Consider the following 15,239-nt stretch of genomic DNA (forward strand, 5'->3'; position numbering starts at 1 on the left):
AATCAACCACGGCTAGGCCATGGAATGTGTGTCTTTCATAATCTCCAGCAGCTTCTTGCGGGCCCGGCTGTACTGTGACTTCGAAGTGGACTCGCTTATACCCAGCACCTCTCCAATCTCGGCATGGTCGAAGCCTTCCAGCAGGTATAAACTCAGCACCACTCTGTAGCCATCAGGCAAGCGCTGTATGGCGCGGCGTACCTGCTCTACCTGCCACTCGGTATCATCATCATACTCCTCGTCAGGTATGTCCCCGGCGATGCGGTCTTCGAGCGGCACCAGTTCCGAGCGTCGCTTGCGTACCGCGTTTACCGAGGCATTGATCACAATCCTTTTGAGCCAGCTCCCGAATGAAGCTTCTGCTTTATAAGAATGCAGGTTTTTGAAGGCGCTGATGAAGGCTTCCTGCAGCACGTCCTCAGACTCGGCATAGTCGTTGGTGATGCGCATACTCACGTTAAACATGGCTTTGGAGTACAATTTGTACAGTTCGTACTGGGCACGGTTATCCCCTTCCCTGCAGCGCTGCACTACTTGTGCATTTACATCCTGAAAAGTGCCTTTTTCCAAAATCGCCTCGTTTATCGTTTTTTTTGCCTTGTTAGTCGACTTATTCTCTTATTTCATCTTATATCTTTGCCTCCCCTTCCTACTTTCTGCACTAAAGACACAAGCGAATCCGTTGGGTTGCATCAAGTTGCAAAATATTTTTAAAATTTATCCGTTGCTCACAGTTGCATTACAACGCTTCACTTATTTGTCAGGTATGGTCACAAAAAAGCCAGCTCCGGATGGAGCTGGCTTAGTATGAATCAGGATTTTCAGGATTACGATAGATAGGATTGAGTATGTCTTCTGAAATAGATTACTGGTTCAAAATTCAATATGTGTTACGCTTAGCACAAAGGTTATCCAATCCTGTCCATCCTAAAAAATCCGCCAAATCCTGATCCTTAATCCATAATATCAAACTTGATACCCTGCGCCAGTGGCAGTTCGCGGCTGTAGTTGATGGTGTTGGTTTGACGACGCATGTAGATTCTCCAGGCATCGGAACCAGACTCGCGGCCGCCCCCTGTGTCTTTCTCACCACCAAAAGCTCCGCCGATCTCAGCACCAGACGTACCAATATTTACGTTAGCAATGCCGCAGTCAGAGCCCCAATGGCTTAAGAAGGCCTCTGTCTCCAGCATGTTCGTCGAGAAAATAGAAGAAGAAAGGCCCTGCTTCACTCCGTTTTGAATTTCAATGGCATTGTCTACGCCTCCGCTATACCTGATCAGGTATAGGATTGGCGCAAAGGTTTCTTCCTGCACCATGTGGTAGTGATTCTCGGCTTCTACTATGGCTGGCGTCACATAGGTTCCGGTTGCGTATTGTTCGCCTTCCAGCACTTCACCACCAGTCAATAGCTTACCACCTTCTTTCTGCACTTCTTCCAATGCATTCCGGAAGGCCTTTACAGCGTCTTTATCGATGAGCGGCCCAACCAGCGTGGTATCGCTCAGCGGGTGACCAATCGGCAGGTTCGGGTAGATTTTGAGCAAACGGTCGCGTACCTGATCAAAAATATTTTCGTGGATGATCAAACGGCGGGTAGAGGTACAGCGCTGTCCGCAGGTACCCACGGCACCGAACACCACGGCACGAAGCGCCATTTCAATGTCGGCATTCTCTGTCATGATGATGGCATTGTTACCACCTAACTCCAGCAGCGACTTGCCCAGACGAGCACCAACGGCCTCGCCCACTTTCTTGCCCATACGGGTAGAGCCTGTAGCAGATACCAGTGGCACGCGGGTGTCATGCGCCATCAGGCTGCCGATCTCAGCATCACCGATGATCACATTGAATATACCTTCCGGCAATTCGTTGTCGGCCAGCACGTCGCGGATGATGTGCTGACAGGCGATGGCGGTAAGAGGTGTTTTCTCAGATGGTTTCCAGATGGTCACGTCGCCGCAAACAGCGGCCAGCATGGCGTTCCAACTCCAAACGGCTACCGGGAAGTTGAAGGCTGAGATAACGCCCACGATGCCCAGCGGATGGTACTGCTCGTACATGCGGTGCTGCGGACGCTCAGAGTGCATCGTGTAGCCGTGCAACTGGCGAGACAAACCAACAGCGAAGTCGCAGATGTCGATCATCTCCTGTACTTCGCCAAGGCCTTCCTGCAGGATCTTGCCCATTTCGTAGCTCACCAATTTGCCCAGCGCCTCTTTGTGCTCACGCAGCTTGTTTCCAATCTGGCGTACAACCTCGCCTCGTTTCGGTGCCGGCATCTGGCGCCATACCTTAAAGGCTTCCTGAGCGGTGCTTACCACTTGCTCGTAGTTGTCGGCATTGGCCATGTTCACGGTCGCAATCAGGTTGCCATCGGCTGGGGAATAAATATCGCGGGTAGTGTTATTTTCGCCGCCCCATTTCAGGCCAGTGCTGTAGGCTGGGTTCAGTTCTTTTATACCTAGCTGCTGCAGCACATCGGCAATCGCTTTCGTCAATGGCAGCTCATCTATGGTCTGTTTCATAATTTTACCTGTGTTTTGAGTTAAAGGTGTTGTAACTGTGATCTACAGTAGCGAGCTGACGTGCAGACCGCTCTGCTGCATGAAGATAGGCCTTTTTTCTCTTCTATTAAAACAAAAAAGCTTCTGCCATGCATGGCAGAAGCTTTTTATGCTATAGTTAGGTCTTAGCGCTTTCCGATCGGATAGTAGGCTTTCAGACCGTCAGGGTATACACCCTCAATATAAACAATGCCGGTCTCAAAGTTCTTCAGGTGGCGCTCCACATCGGAAGGCACGTTCACCGCATACTTATCGATGCGTGTAATGATGAAACCGTCTTTCATTCCAGTGTCGCGGAACTTGCTTTTGGCAACGTTCGCGATCTTGGCGCCACCGTCTATACCTAGCTTGTTCATTTCCTGCTTGCTCACTGCCTCAAATGTAGCACCGTCAAAGGTTACGGAGTTGGCAGTGCTACGCTTCGAAATCTCGGTGCTGTTATTCAGGTTCTTCAGTGTTACATTGGCTGTGCGACTCTTACCATCACGCAGGTATTCCACTTTCACTTTATCACCAGGACGGTAGCGGGCCACCTGCTCCAGCAACTGCGAAGAGCGGGCTACTTTCACATCGTTGATCGCTGTAATTACGTCACCATTGCGAAGACCAGCTTCTTTGGCGCCACCTTCTTCTACTTCAGCCAAATACACACCATTCAGCGTGCTCAGGTTTTTCTCTTTTGCCAGGGCAGCATCAATTTCTTGAATGCGGGCTCCTAACAGGGCACGCTGCACTTCGCCATACTTGAGAAGGTCATCTACAACTTTGCTCACAATAGCCGAAGGCACAGCAAAAGAATAACCGGCAAAAGAGCCTGTCTGCGATGCAATAGCGGTATTTATACCTACAAGATCACCATTCAAGTTTACCAGAGCTCCCCCACTGTTACCCGGGTTCACAGCCGCATCTGTCTGAATAAATGACTCGATGCTCAGGTCGCGGTTTTGGGTAGTGCGCAGAATGTTAATGTTGCGCCCCTTGGCACTCACGATACCAGCTGTTACTGTAGAGGTCAGGTTCATCGGGTTACCTACAGCCAGCACCCACTCCCCTACCTGCAGATCGTCAGAGTTACCGTAGCGTATTACTGGCAATTTGTCCGCGTTGATCTTCAACAGCGCCAAATCAGTGGTAGGATCGGTACCTACCAGTGTGGCTTCAAACTTACGCTTATCATCCAGCGTCACTTCTATTTTGTCGGCACGGTCGATTACGTGGTTGTTGGTCACGATGTAGCCGTTAGAGGCAATGATTACGCCGGAACCGGAACCCATCTGAGGGCCACGCGGTACACGCTCTCCAAAGCCGTCGCCAAAGAACTCACGCAGGAACGGGTCCATGGGCGTATTACTGCGCTGTGCCGTGCGCGCACTATACTCGGTCATCACGTGCACCACGGCAGGGGTAGTTACTTGCGCTGCTTTTATAAAATTAAGACCTTCCGGTACGATCACATCGCTGCTGCGCATATCGCTCGTGTAGCGTACGGTCGGATACTGCTGTTGAGTCTCTACTCCCTGCGGACTATCATTCTCCAGCAACTTATAGCTGCCTACTGCCACACCGCCGCCCATCAGCGCCGAAAGTGTGAGGCCAACAATAAACTGTTTCGTCTTCATGTATTGAACTCCTCCTGATTGGTGAATATCTAATATTAAGGATTATATATATAACAAACCTATAACGCTAATATACTATACGGTGGTATACAAGGTCAAGGCAATTCGCATTCTTTAACATTTCTATAACAAAAAAGAGGCCAGTTTAGGTGGCCTCTTTTTTGTTATTCGCTGTTCTTATTTTTCTCTTCCGTTCTCAGTGGCTGAGGCTGCCACTCGCTTTTGTTTCGCTGGCTGCTTCGCTTCCTCCCCACCTGAGATTGTGATCTGGCGCTTCATCGTTTTCTGCTCGTCTTTTGGCACGTTCACCACGAGCACACCGTCCTGCAGTTGTGCAGATATCTTGTCTGCATTTACATTGTCAGGCAGATAGAAAGAGCGGGAGAAAGTACCGTACTGTGTTTCCAGCATCTGGTAGCGACGCCCTTCCTCTTTCTTCTCAAAGCGGCGCTCACCCGAAATCGTTAGCTTACCTTCCTGGAAATCGATCGAGATGTCCTCTTTGCGAATACCTGGCAAGGCTACTTCAATTTCGTAACCGTTCTCGGTTTCGCAGGCATCGACATGTGGTGTAAAACCTGCGAAGCCCCTTGAGTTTACAGACTCGTTGAAGAATCTGTCTAGCATTGAACTGAAAGTCTGAGGCATGTCATCCTGCATGCCGTTATATTTTCTAAGTACCATAACTACCTCCTTTTTTTAAGTTTTTGTTTTCACTTACAATCAGGATATAGCCAAAATTTTGCCAGTCGTATTATTTTATAAAATCATGAAATAATGTCATTTAATAAGCTCCTTAAAGCTGACGTTCCTGTCAATTTTTCAGAAACTTAGTAGGTATAGCTGCCTGTAGAAACCGCTCTATTGATAGTGTATTTTAGCTCCAGGCCAAAGACGGGTGAAATGCGGTTGCGCTTCGTGGTATAGCCTTGCTCGATTAGCACCCCGTCTTCGTCATATTTTGGCCCCACCTCCACAAAGTAGTAATCGGTCTGGCGGAGGAAGTAAGGCGTGACACGAAACCGCTCGCTAATCTCGTAAGTGGCGTCCAATCTGAGACGGGTGCGATCGATGGTGCGTATCAACAATTCGTTTGTTTCTTCGCCGAACTCCTTCACCACAAACATCTCGTAAGAAAGTGACGGCGTGATGAAGCGCTGCCCCAGCGGAAGGCGCTTGCCCAACTCTGCCATCAGCCTGAACCGTGCAAAAGGATCGCGTCGCTCCTGGTTCACGTAATCCAGCATCAGCTGTTTATTGAAATATAAGCCCTTGATGTTACCAGCATGACGGATAAAAGCCGAGGTAAAGTTACTCGAGGGCATGTCTTCCTTGGCATAGCGGAACATAGCACCCGCCAGCCAGTAATCCGTGAAGGCATGCTCATAACCCAGCGTGAACTCTATGCGTTCGAAGCTGCCCATGCCGTTGTAGCGCTCGTCAGTGTTGATGCGGTACTGATTCTGCAGAAACAGCAAACCATTATCGCCGAGGCCATAGCTCAGTTGCAACTCAGGCCAGATGGCAGTTGGTGCCTTTATTTTGCTTTGGGCGTTGCTTAGAAGCGGCAGCACTGCCAATGCGAGTATCAGGTATAGCTTTCTCATAAATATTATCGGTTTTCAGCTGCCAGTTCCTGCACGGCAATCCAGGCCATCAGGCCGATGCTGGTTTCCAGTGCTGCTTCGTCAATGTCAAATGTCGGGGTATGCACACCCGAAGTAATGCCACGGTCCTCATTGCGAGTACCCAATCGGTAGAAGCAGGCGGCCACTTCCTGCGAGTAATAGGCAAAGTCCTCGGCTCCCATCCAAAGGTCCAAATCCACTACATTGTCAGCTCCCAGGTATAGCGCTGCTGCCTCACGGGCACGCCCGGTCAGATCAGGGTCATTCTTCAGGAAAGGGTAGCCAAACTTAATGTCGATGTCGCAGCTGCCGCCCATGCTTTCGCAAAGTCCCTCGGCCAGTTTGCGTATACGGCGGTGCGCCTCTTTGCGCCATACCTCATCCATGGTCCGGAAAGTGCCTTCTACCTTCACCTCATTCGGAATCACATTAGTAGCTCCCAAGGCCTCTACTTTTCCGAAAGAAAGCACTGTTGGTACCTTAGGACTGGCATGGCGGCTCACGATCTGCTGCAGGGCCACGATCAGGTGCGATGTGATCAACACCGGGTCCACATTGAGCTCTGGCAGGGCCGCGTGACCGCCCTTGCCTTTCACGGTGATGTAAATCTCGTCGGCGCTGGCCATGTACATACCTGACCTGAAACCGACCTTGCCGGCCGGTAGCATCGGGAACACGTGCTGACCAATTATACCTGTCGGAGCCGGTTGCTGCAGCACTCCCTCTTTGATCATGATGGAGGCGCCTCCCGGAAACTTCTCCTCTCCCGGCTGAAACACCAGCTTCACTGTGCCTTCAAACTCGTTGCGCAGCTCCTGCAGAATGCGGGCAGCTCCCAGCAAAGAAGCCGTGTGCACATCATGTCCGCAAGCATGCATCACGCCCTCATGCTTTGATTTGTAGTCTACGGCATTCTGTTCTGTGATCGGCAGTGCATCCAGGTCGGCACGCAGGGCAATGGTTTTACTTTCCGGCTTACGGCCTTTGATAAGCGCAACCACTCCGGTGTTAGCCATGCGGGTAGTTTCCAGCCCGTAGCTTTGCAGCACCTGCTCCACGTAGGCAGCCGTATTGTGCTCTTCAAAGGAAAGCTCCGGATTGGCGTGCAGGTGCCGGCGTATACCTACCGTGTCCTGGGTATAGGTTGTGGCCAGCTCTTTTATTTTCTGTGCTAATTGATTCATGTAAGTAATAGGGCGACAGGCCATTGACTGACCTGGTAACTTCTGTCAAATATAAAAAGAAAAACGTTGCAGCCGCCTGAGCAACTGCAACGCTGTATACCTGTAGCGGCTCGCTATACCTTAGTTTTTAGGTATGTTGATCTGCTCCTGCACAATGTGGGCGTTAGGTATAAGATCACTGATCTGGTTGAGCACCTGCTGCGCCTCCATGCGTGTAAAATAGTCGCCTATTTTTAGTCTGAAGTTTGGCTGCTGGTAAGTCAGGTAGTCTTTCTCCTCAGGCACGCGGGCGATGATCGCCTTGCGCAGGTCCATCACGGTCTGGCGCTCCGAGCCGTTGTAGGCCAGTATGCGGTAACCCTGCGCATAGCGTATGTTCTTGTTCACACTGGCCACCGAGTCCATCAGCACGGCTACCTTGGCATTCGCATGGTTAGTCGGTTCTACTCTGGCAGCTGCCGGGGCATTGGCCGCATCGGCCGGGTAAGTCGGACGGTATACGCTGATGTCATCTACTACACGGGCACTGGTAGTGGTTCTGTCCGGTGAACTTGTGCGGGCCTCTGCTGAAGGCTTGCAGGCCGATGATACTATCAGGGCAATAATAAAAAGAAAACTAAGCGCTCTGTTCATGCTTTACAATTTGAATACTGGCAGAGCAACCTAACCGGTCAGCTCCCGCCTCAATTAACGCCAGGGCATCGGCGTATGTTTTAATGCCTCCCGAGGCTTTTATTTTGATGTGGCTCGGCAGTACACGGCGCATCAGCTGAATATCCTCTACCCGGGCACCTCCCGAAGCAAAGCCTGTCGAGGTTTTCACAAAGTCTACACCGGCTGCGGCACATATCTCACAGGATTTGGAGATCTCGTCCTGCGAAAGCAAAGCCGTCTCGATGATCACTTTCAGCTCCGCCTCTTTCAGATGGCAGAAGTTCGCCAGGTCGCTCAGCTCATTCTGTATCTCGCTATACCTGCCAGACTTAAAGAACGACACGTTCATTACCACATCAATTTCATTTGCGCCGTCTGCTATGGCTTGGTGAGTCTCCAGAAACTTTACTTTCGGATGCTGATAACCTAACGGAAAGCCCACCACCGTGGCCACTTTCACTCTTGCGCCTGGCCCCAGTCGCTCGGCAGCTGCCTGCACATAGCATGGTGGCACGCACACTGCCGCGAAACCGTAGCTGCGGGCCTCGTCACACAATTGCATCACCTGCTCAGCTGTCGCATCAGGTCGCAAAATAGTGTGGTCTATATAAGTAGCAAGATCTTCTCCTGACATAATTCTTGACAAAAGATGTTTTAAACAAAGACAAAGGATATAATGCCTGGGTATTGCACCCGTTCTTATATCCTTTGCTTTCAGATGATCATGTAAAAGAATAGCCGCAAGACTTTTCAGAAGGCGGCTATCTGGGATTAGTCTTCAATCAGTACGCAGCGGTTGTGGAGCAAATCCTCCTCTACCGTTTTGAATTTCACGTCCTTGAGCACACGGCCATCATTGTACTGCACGCTTACACGATCGTTGCGACCGGCCACTTTTTGAGAGTGTGCGGGCATGATCTTCTCCGGTTCCGGAGCGTGCATCGGGCTGCTGTTATGCTCCAGCGACGAGTGCACTTCCTCTTTCTGCTCGTGCAACACTGGCGGCTTTGGCATTTGTGGCGCACGTGGCTCCTGCACCTGCTCTGGTGCCTGCACTGGTATGTAGGCGTGGAACAGGAAGGATACCGTCTCTTCGTTCACTTTGCCGATCATTCGCTTGAACAGCTCAAACGACTCGAACTTGTAGATCAACAGCGGGTCTTTCTGCTCGTACACGGCGTTCTGCACTACCTGCTTCAGGTCGTCCATCTGGCGCAGGTGGTCGGTCCAGGCCTGGTCGATCGTACCCAGCGTAATTACTTTTTCCATCGCACGAATCAACTCCATGGCATGGCTTTCATACGTCTTGGTCAGATTTGCCACGGCGGCTAACTGGCGTTTGCCGTCTGTGAATGGCACCGCTACGTTCTCGATCATCGGTCCACGGTTCAGATGGATGTTCTCGATGATTGGGTAAGCCTGTTCGGCTGTTTGCTTGTTTTTCGTCAGGTAATGGTTCAACGCCTCGTTGTACAGTCGCTCTACCAGTTGGTTGGCCTGCACAGACTTGAACTCATCTTCTGTAATAGCAGTGTTGATACCGAATACACGGATGATGTTCAGCTGGAAGTTGTCGTAGTCAGCGGTGTTTTTGTAGTTCACCACCATGTCTTCGCTGATATCATAGATCATGTTCCAGATATCGAGCTCCAGACGCTCGCCGTATAGAGCGTTGCGGCGACGCTTGTACACCACTTCACGCTGTGCGTTCATCACGTCGTCGTACTCGAGCAGGCGCTTACGCTGTCCGAAGTTGTTTTCCTCCACCTTCTTCTGCGCACGCTCAATTGAGTTCGTGATCATGGAGTGCTGAATCACCTCGCCTTCTTCCAGACCCATGCGGTCCATCAGACGGGCAATACGGTCAGAGCCGAACAGGCGCATCAGGTTATCCTCCAGCGACACGAAGAACTGCGAAGAACCCGGGTCACCCTGACGACCTGCACGACCGCGCAACTGGCGGTCCACACGGCGAGACTCATGGCGCTCCGTACCGATGATGGCCAGACCACCGGAAGCCTTCGACTCCGGCGTCAGCTTAATGTCTGTACCACGACCGGCCATGTTGGTCGCGATGGTTACCGTACCCGGCTTACCAGCTTCCGCCACAATCTCGGCTTCTTTCTGGTGCATTTTGGCGTTGAGTACCTGATGCTTGATCTTGCGAAGCGTCAGCATACGGCTCAGGAGCTCCGAGATCTCTACCGAAGTAGTACCTACCAGCACCGGACGGCCTTTTTCGGTCAATTCAACGATCTCGTCGGCTACAGCATTGTATTTCTCACGAGTGGTTTTGTATACCTTATCGTGCTCATCTTTTCTTTGGATCGGACGGTTGGTAGGAATCACTACCACGTCCAGTTTGTAGATGTCCCAGAATTCACCTGCCTCTGTCTCGGCTGTACCTGTCATACCTGACAACTTGTGGTACATACGGAAATAGTTCTGCAGCGTAACCGTAGCATAGGTCTGCGTCGCATCCTCTACTTTCACGTTTTCTTTCGCCTCGATAGCCTGGTGCAGACCGTCAGAATAACGGCGACCTTCCATCACACGACCTGTCTGCTCATCAACGATCTTCACCTTGTTGTCCGGCGTCACGATATACTCGGTATCCTTCTCGAACAAGGTATAGGCCTTGAGCAACTGGTTGATGGTATGCACACGCTTCGACTTCTCCTGGAAATCAGCGATCAGTTTTTCTTTTGCGTGCAGCAACTCCTCTTCGTTGAGCGACTTGTCGTTCTCGATGTTGGCGATCTCTGTACCGATATCCGGCAGGATGAACAGCTGCGGATCTTCACCCTGCCCAGTGATCAGGTCGATACCTTTCTCAGTCAGCTCGATCTGGTTGTGCTTCTCGTCAATGGTGAAGTAAAGCGGCTCATCGGCCTCCGGCATCATACGGGAGTTATCCTGCAGGTAGTAATTCTCTACCTTTTGCATGATGGCGCGGTTACCCGTCTCACTGAGGAATTTGATTAGCGGCTTGCTCTTTGGCAGGCCACGGTAGGCACGGAACAAAGCCAGACCACCATCTTGTGTGTTTCCTTCTTTGATCAGGCGCTTGGCTTCGGTCAGGAAGTTCATCACGACTTTACGCTGCGCATCAACCAGGGTGGCGATGCGTGGCTTCAATTGGTAGAACTCGTGCTCGTCGCCACGTGGCACCGGCCCAGAAATGATCAGTGGCGTACGGGCGTCGTCAATTAACACGGAGTCTACCTCATCGACCATGGCGTAGTGATGCTTGCGCTGTACCAGGTCCTTGGTCTCGCGAGACATGTTGTCGCGCAGGTAGTCAAAGCCGAATTCGTTGTTGGTACCGTACGTGATATCCGCGCGGTAGGCATTGCGGCGGGCTTCAGAGTTAGGCTGGTGCTTGTCGATACAGTCGATCGTGATGCCGTGGAACTCAAACAACGGCGCCATCCACTCGGAGTCACGACGGGCGAGGTAATCGTTCACGGTTACCACGTGCACACCGCGCTTCGAAAGGGCATTCAGGAAGGCAGGCAGCGTCGCTACCAATGTTTTACCCTCACCTGTGGCCATCTCAGCAATTTTACCCTGGTGCAGCACGATACCACCGATCAACTGCACATCATAGTGCAGCATTTCCCAAGTGATCTCGTTGCCGGCAGCCATCCACTTGTTTGCCCAAATGGCTTTGTCACCGTCGATCTGCACATTTGGCTTACGAGCTGACAGTTCGCGGTCCATGTCGTTGGCGGTTACTACCAGCTGACCGTTCTCTTTCCAGCGGCGGGCAGTTTCTTTTACAATGGCAAAACCAACAGGCAGTACTTCCATCAGTACTACCTCCAGCTCTTTGTTACGATCCTTCTCCAGTTCGTCAATCTCCGAGAAAATATTCTCTTTCTGCACAATGTTCAGCTCCGGCTCGTCGGCCACACGCTTGTGCAGCGCGGCTATTTTCTCGTCGGTAGGCTTCAGGCGCTCATCAATAATGCCTTTGATCTCGATTGTTTTCTGACGAAGCTGGTCGTCGGTGAGGCTGTTGAGCTTTGCGTACTCCTCGTTAATTTTGGATACGTAAGGCACTACCTCCTTTATATCTCTGTCGGACTTGGTTCCGAATAGTTTCGCAACGGTTTTACCGAAAAAATCAAACATCTGTATTTGTTATTCTTAAATGAAATCCTGCGTTTGCAATATCGTCAAAAATAAGCTGTTTTTCTGATATATCTAAGGCAATGCACCAAAACAATACCAGAATGACAGCCGCATGGCGTTTCTGCCATATTTGCCGATAGGCTATACTTATTTTCTCAACAAAGCTCAGGCAGTGTAAATTCCTGTGTCAGAAAGGGAAAGTAGTAAGTTGGTTTGTGGCATTGTGACAGGATGGGGATTAAAACACCCGCTGCATCTCCACCACATCATCCCAATTCCCATCGGATTTGCGAAGCCATTCGCGGCGGACGCCTACTTCCTCGAAGCCGGCGTTTTTGAAAAGTTTAAGGCTGGTGTGGTTGCTGGCGGTGATGCTGCAGTATACCTGGTGCAGTTGTAGGGTGTGCTGGCAGTAACCAAGCAAGAGATTGAGCGCCTCGGAAGCATGGCCTTGGCCGCGGTGAGGAGCCGAAACGACGATACCTATACCTGCGCGACGGTGCAGTGGGTCGAAGTCGAAGAGGTCGATGGCGCCGATGGGGTCTAGTTTATGGTTGCAGATAACCAGGCGGAGCTGCTTGACAGTGTATATGTCGAGGGCGGCATTTTCGAGGTACTGCTCCAGCACAAATTTAGAGTAAGGCGTAAGCGTGTTGCCAACATGCCACGTGGAGATATCGTTCTCTAAGGTATAGAGAAAATCCAGGTCGGTCGGTTCAAGAGCCCGTAGGTAGGTATGTTCGGAGCGAAGAAACATGGTTATACCTTCTCCGGCACCGGCACTGTACCTGTGAACACCAGCTTGGCGGGGCCGATCAGGTAGATGTAGCGGAAGCCCATGCCGTCCTGCTCAAAAGCTACTTTCAGGTTTCCACCAGGAGTTTTCACAGAAACGGGGCTTTCCATACCTGTCAATCCGGCTATAAGCGCGCAAGCCGTTACGCCAGTACCGCAAGACAAGGTTTCGTCTTCCACGCCACGTTCGTAGGTGCGTACATAAATGCTGTTATCCGACAGGCGCTGCACAAAGTTCACATTTGTGCCTACTGCGTTGAAGCGGGGACTATACCTGACAAGACGGCCTTCAGCATACACATCCAGGTTATCGATATTCTCCACGAAACGAACATAATGCGGCGATCCGGTATTGAGATAGAAATCATCTTCGATGCGCTCTACTCCTACCACATCAGTCATCTTCAGCTGAATTTCTTCCCGCTCGATCGTGGCTTGGTGCTCGCCATCGGCAGCCAGGAAATAGGCTACGTCTTCAATCACGCCCAACTGCTTGGCAAAGCGCACGGTGCAGCGGGCACCGTTTCCGCACATAGATCCCAGTCGACCATCGGCATTGTAATACACCATCTCGAAGTCGTAGTCGTCGTGGTTCTGCAGCAGGATCAGTCCATCTGCGCCTATACCTGTACGGCGGTTACAAAGGCTTTTGATCAGTTGCTCGTCAGTTGCCGGGAAGGTCAGTTTCCGGTTGTCGATCATCACGAAATCGTTGCCAGTACCCTGGTATTTGTAAAAGCTAAGTGCCATATAGTAGAAACAATTAAACCAGCTCTTGCGTGCAATTTTCAGGCACGGCATATAATTCGTAATTTGCCAACCTTACACAGCCGGATATAAACAGCAAATATATGTATTCCTTTTTAACAACAGAAAACTGGTCTGACTACGAACTCGTTGACTCAGGTAATTTTGAAAAGCTGGAGCGCTTTGGCCAGTACTACGTGGCCCGTCCCGAGCCACAGGCCATCTGGGACAAGCACCTGCCCGAGTCGGAGTGGCAGCGCATGGCCAATGCCGTGTTCACCCGCGACAAAGGCAGTCAAGAAAGAGGCCAGTGGAAGCTCCAAAAAGGAATGCCCGAGCAGTGGTACATCAACTACCAATACAACGACCTGAAACTGCGCTTCCGTTTGGGCCTGTCTTCGTTCAAGCACGTGGGCCTGTTTCCGGAGCAGGACAGCAACTGGAAATTCATCTACAACAAAACCCGCTCGCTGAAGACTAAAACGCCTAAGGTGCTCAACATGTTCGCCTATACTGGTGCCGCCACTCTGGCCGCCAAAGCCGCAGGCGCCGACGTAACGCACCTCGACTCGGTGAAGCAAGTCAACTTCTGGGCCCGCGACAACATGGAGGCCAGTGGCCTCGACAATGTGCGCTGGATCGTAGAAGACGCCATGAAATATGCCCGTCGTGAAGTGAAGCGCGGCAACACTTACAACGGCATCATCCTGGACCCACCCGCCTACGGCCGCGGCCCAAATGGTGAGAAGTGGCAACTGGAAAACGAGCTGAACGAACTCATCAAGCTCTGCCACCAGATGCTCGAAAAAACCGACTATTTCCTGGTGATCAACCTCTATTCGCTAGGTTTCTCCGCTTTGATTCTGGACAACCTGATGCGTTTGACGTTTGGAGAGCAGATTAAGAATGAAGAGCTGGGTGAGATATACTTGCATGATAGAGGAGAGCGGAAACTGCCGTTGGGGACGTTCTTTCGGTTTAGTTCGGAGGGGAAGTATGTATAAGCTTATTCGTGACTGAGAAATAACAAATAACTTTACAAAAGAAATACCCTGATTTATAATTTACATGAACAAGCTTACAATCCTCTTTTGGGCTTTGCTCACCTTAAGCTCAACAGCAGCTATAGCTCAAAACAACGGCATAACTATAGGTATAGAAGGAGGTCCAAACCGTAGCAAATTATGGGGCAATGAATTCGTTGATGAAGGTGGGAATATCAAAAGAGCCGATAACTTCTCAACTGGCATCTCATTGGAGTATAGTTTCACAGAGTTACTGTCCCTGCGCTCAGGTATTGGCTTTGAGAGAAAAGGAATAACCTATCAGGTTCAACATATGAATGAATGGGGTAACCAATCTGAGCTAATACCCGGACGCTCGAACTACGATTATCTCATACTTCCCTTGATGGCTAGAATGACTTTAGGAAGTAAACCCATTTTCTTCCTGAACGCAGGCCCTTATCTAGGTTTTCTTCTGAAACAAATGGATGTAACTGAAAGCTCTCAGCTACAGAGTGGTTCGTCCATGGATAATACGGAAAATTTTAAGAGACTTGACATGGGTTTTTCCGCTGGTCTTGGTGCTGGTATGCCTGTTACTAAAAAAACAATACTGACTTTGGAGCTTCGCCATAATCTGGGTCTATACAATATTAGCAGTACGCCAGTTTATAACGATGGAGCTATTAAAACGAAGTCAACTAATCTATTGCTGGGTATAGCCTACAAACTCAAAGGATGATTTCGCTCTTTTTGACAATTAGCTTTCAACAACTCATATGATTCTACTAAAAGGCGGATTATCAATCGGCATGTTGTCCAGTATTCTTGGGGCATTCTTAGGTGCATTGGCAGTTTTCATCTGGTCGCATTTCTATGCTACCAAAACCCCATTCTATAATTT

13 protein-coding genes are annotated in these 15,239 nt (G+C 50.5%); 2 read left to right on the top strand and 11 right to left on the bottom strand.

What is annotated here, in order from left to right; genetic code table 11:
* Window positions 1-12: 12 nt before the first annotated feature.
* The 11 genes from BW972_RS02330 to dapF all read right to left on the bottom strand — a co-directional run bounded on the left by BW972_RS02330 (window position 13) and on the right by dapF (window position 13,334).
* Window positions 13-570 (bottom strand): RNA polymerase sigma factor, encoded by a 558-nt coding sequence (locus tag BW972_RS02330; RefSeq protein WP_007659677.1) that lies wholly within the window; start codon window positions 568-570, stop codon window positions 13-15.
* A gap of 383 nt (window positions 571-953) precedes the next feature.
* Complete coding sequence (amaB, locus tag BW972_RS02335) at window positions 954-2,528, bottom strand: L-piperidine-6-carboxylate dehydrogenase (protein ID WP_076420840.1); 1,575 nt, start codon at window positions 2,526-2,528, stop codon at window positions 954-956.
* Window positions 2,529-2,692: 164 nt separating this feature from the next.
* Complete coding sequence (locus BW972_RS02340; protein ID WP_076420842.1) at window positions 2,693-4,186, bottom strand: Do family serine endopeptidase; 1,494 nt, start codon at window positions 4,184-4,186, stop codon at window positions 2,693-2,695.
* A gap of 177 nt (window positions 4,187-4,363) precedes the next feature.
* Entirely contained in the window at window positions 4,364-4,870 is a 507-nt protein-coding gene (locus tag BW972_RS02345; protein WP_007659683.1) for an Hsp20/alpha crystallin family protein, read from the bottom strand.
* A gap of 146 nt (window positions 4,871-5,016) precedes the next feature.
* Complete coding sequence (locus BW972_RS02350; RefSeq protein WP_076420844.1) at window positions 5,017-5,793, bottom strand: porin family protein; 777 nt, start codon at window positions 5,791-5,793, stop codon at window positions 5,017-5,019.
* Between the two features lie 5 nt (window positions 5,794-5,798).
* Window positions 5,799-6,998, bottom strand: a complete 1,200-nt coding sequence (locus tag BW972_RS02355) for a M20 metallopeptidase family protein (RefSeq protein WP_076420846.1) — start codon at window positions 6,996-6,998, stop codon at window positions 5,799-5,801.
* Between the two features lie 120 nt (window positions 6,999-7,118).
* Window positions 7,119-7,631, bottom strand: a complete 513-nt coding sequence (locus BW972_RS02360) for a sporulation protein (protein ID WP_076420848.1) — start codon at window positions 7,629-7,631, stop codon at window positions 7,119-7,121.
* A complete protein-coding gene (deoC, locus tag BW972_RS02365; RefSeq protein WP_076420849.1) occupies window positions 7,615-8,286 on the bottom strand; it encodes a deoxyribose-phosphate aldolase in 672 nt (223 codons plus the stop codon). The genes BW972_RS02360 and deoC overlap by 17 nt, the downstream gene beginning before the upstream one ends.
* A gap of 137 nt (window positions 8,287-8,423) precedes the next feature.
* On the bottom strand, window positions 8,424-11,789 hold the full coding sequence (secA, locus tag BW972_RS02370; protein WP_076420851.1) for a preprotein translocase subunit SecA: 3,366 nt from the start codon (window positions 11,787-11,789) through the stop codon (window positions 8,424-8,426).
* A gap of 238 nt (window positions 11,790-12,027) precedes the next feature.
* A complete protein-coding gene (locus BW972_RS02375) occupies window positions 12,028-12,546 on the bottom strand; it encodes a GNAT family N-acetyltransferase (protein ID WP_007658031.1) in 519 nt (172 codons plus the stop codon).
* A gap of 2 nt (window positions 12,547-12,548) precedes the next feature.
* Window positions 12,549-13,334, bottom strand: a complete 786-nt coding sequence (gene dapF / locus BW972_RS02380) for a diaminopimelate epimerase (RefSeq protein ID WP_007658032.1) — start codon at window positions 13,332-13,334, stop codon at window positions 12,549-12,551.
* Between the two features lie 101 nt (window positions 13,335-13,435).
* Here dapF and BW972_RS02385 point away from each other — a divergent pair, with 101 nt between their 5' ends.
* Both BW972_RS02385 and BW972_RS02390 read left to right on the top strand, forming a co-directional pair.
* Window positions 13,436-14,335 carry a class I SAM-dependent methyltransferase gene (locus tag BW972_RS02385; protein WP_076420852.1) on the top strand — a complete coding sequence of 300 codons (900 nt, stop codon included), beginning with the start codon at window positions 13,436-13,438 and terminating at the stop codon, window positions 14,333-14,335.
* A gap of 64 nt (window positions 14,336-14,399) precedes the next feature.
* Window positions 14,400-15,077, top strand: coding sequence for a porin family protein (locus BW972_RS02390; protein WP_076420854.1), 678 nt, complete (start codon window positions 14,400-14,402; stop codon window positions 15,075-15,077).
* Window positions 15,078-15,239: the final 162 nt, after the last annotated feature.

It is taken from the genome of Pontibacter lucknowensis (assembly GCF_900156415.1).
GTDB classification, from domain to species: domain Bacteria; phylum Bacteroidota; class Bacteroidia; order Cytophagales; family Hymenobacteraceae; genus Pontibacter; species Pontibacter lucknowensis.

Coding starts and splice junctions, on each gene's coding strand:
- amaB (WP_076420840.1), bottom strand. CDS start 2,528: ATGAAACAGACCATAGATGAGCTGCCATTGACGAAAGCGATTGCCGAT.
- BW972_RS02340 (WP_076420842.1), bottom strand. CDS start 4,186: ATGAAGACGAAACAGTTTATTGTTGGCCTCACACTTTCGGCGCTGATG.
- BW972_RS02345 (WP_007659683.1), bottom strand. CDS start 4,870: ATGGTACTTAGAAAATATAACGGCATGCAGGATGACATGCCTCAGACT.
- BW972_RS02350 (WP_076420844.1), bottom strand. CDS start 5,793: ATGAGAAAGCTATACCTGATACTCGCATTGGCAGTGCTGCCGCTTCTA.
- BW972_RS02355 (WP_076420846.1), bottom strand. CDS start 6,998: ATGAATCAATTAGCACAGAAAATAAAAGAGCTGGCCACAACCTATACC.
- BW972_RS02360 (WP_076420848.1), bottom strand. CDS start 7,631: ATGAACAGAGCGCTTAGTTTTCTTTTTATTATTGCCCTGATAGTATCA.
- deoC (WP_076420849.1), bottom strand. CDS start 8,286: ATGTCAGGAGAAGATCTTGCTACTTATATAGACCACACTATTTTGCGA.
- secA (WP_076420851.1), bottom strand. CDS start 11,789: ATGTTTGATTTTTTCGGTAAAACCGTTGCGAAACTATTCGGAACCAAG.
- BW972_RS02375 (WP_007658031.1), bottom strand. CDS start 12,546: ATGTTTCTTCGCTCCGAACATACCTACCTACGGGCTCTTGAACCGACC.
- dapF (WP_007658032.1), bottom strand. CDS start 13,334: ATGGCACTTAGCTTTTACAAATACCAGGGTACTGGCAACGATTTCGTG.
- BW972_RS02385 (WP_076420852.1), top strand. CDS start 13,436: ATGTATTCCTTTTTAACAACAGAAAACTGGTCTGACTACGAACTCGTT.
- BW972_RS02390 (WP_076420854.1), top strand. CDS start 14,400: ATGAACAAGCTTACAATCCTCTTTTGGGCTTTGCTCACCTTAAGCTCA.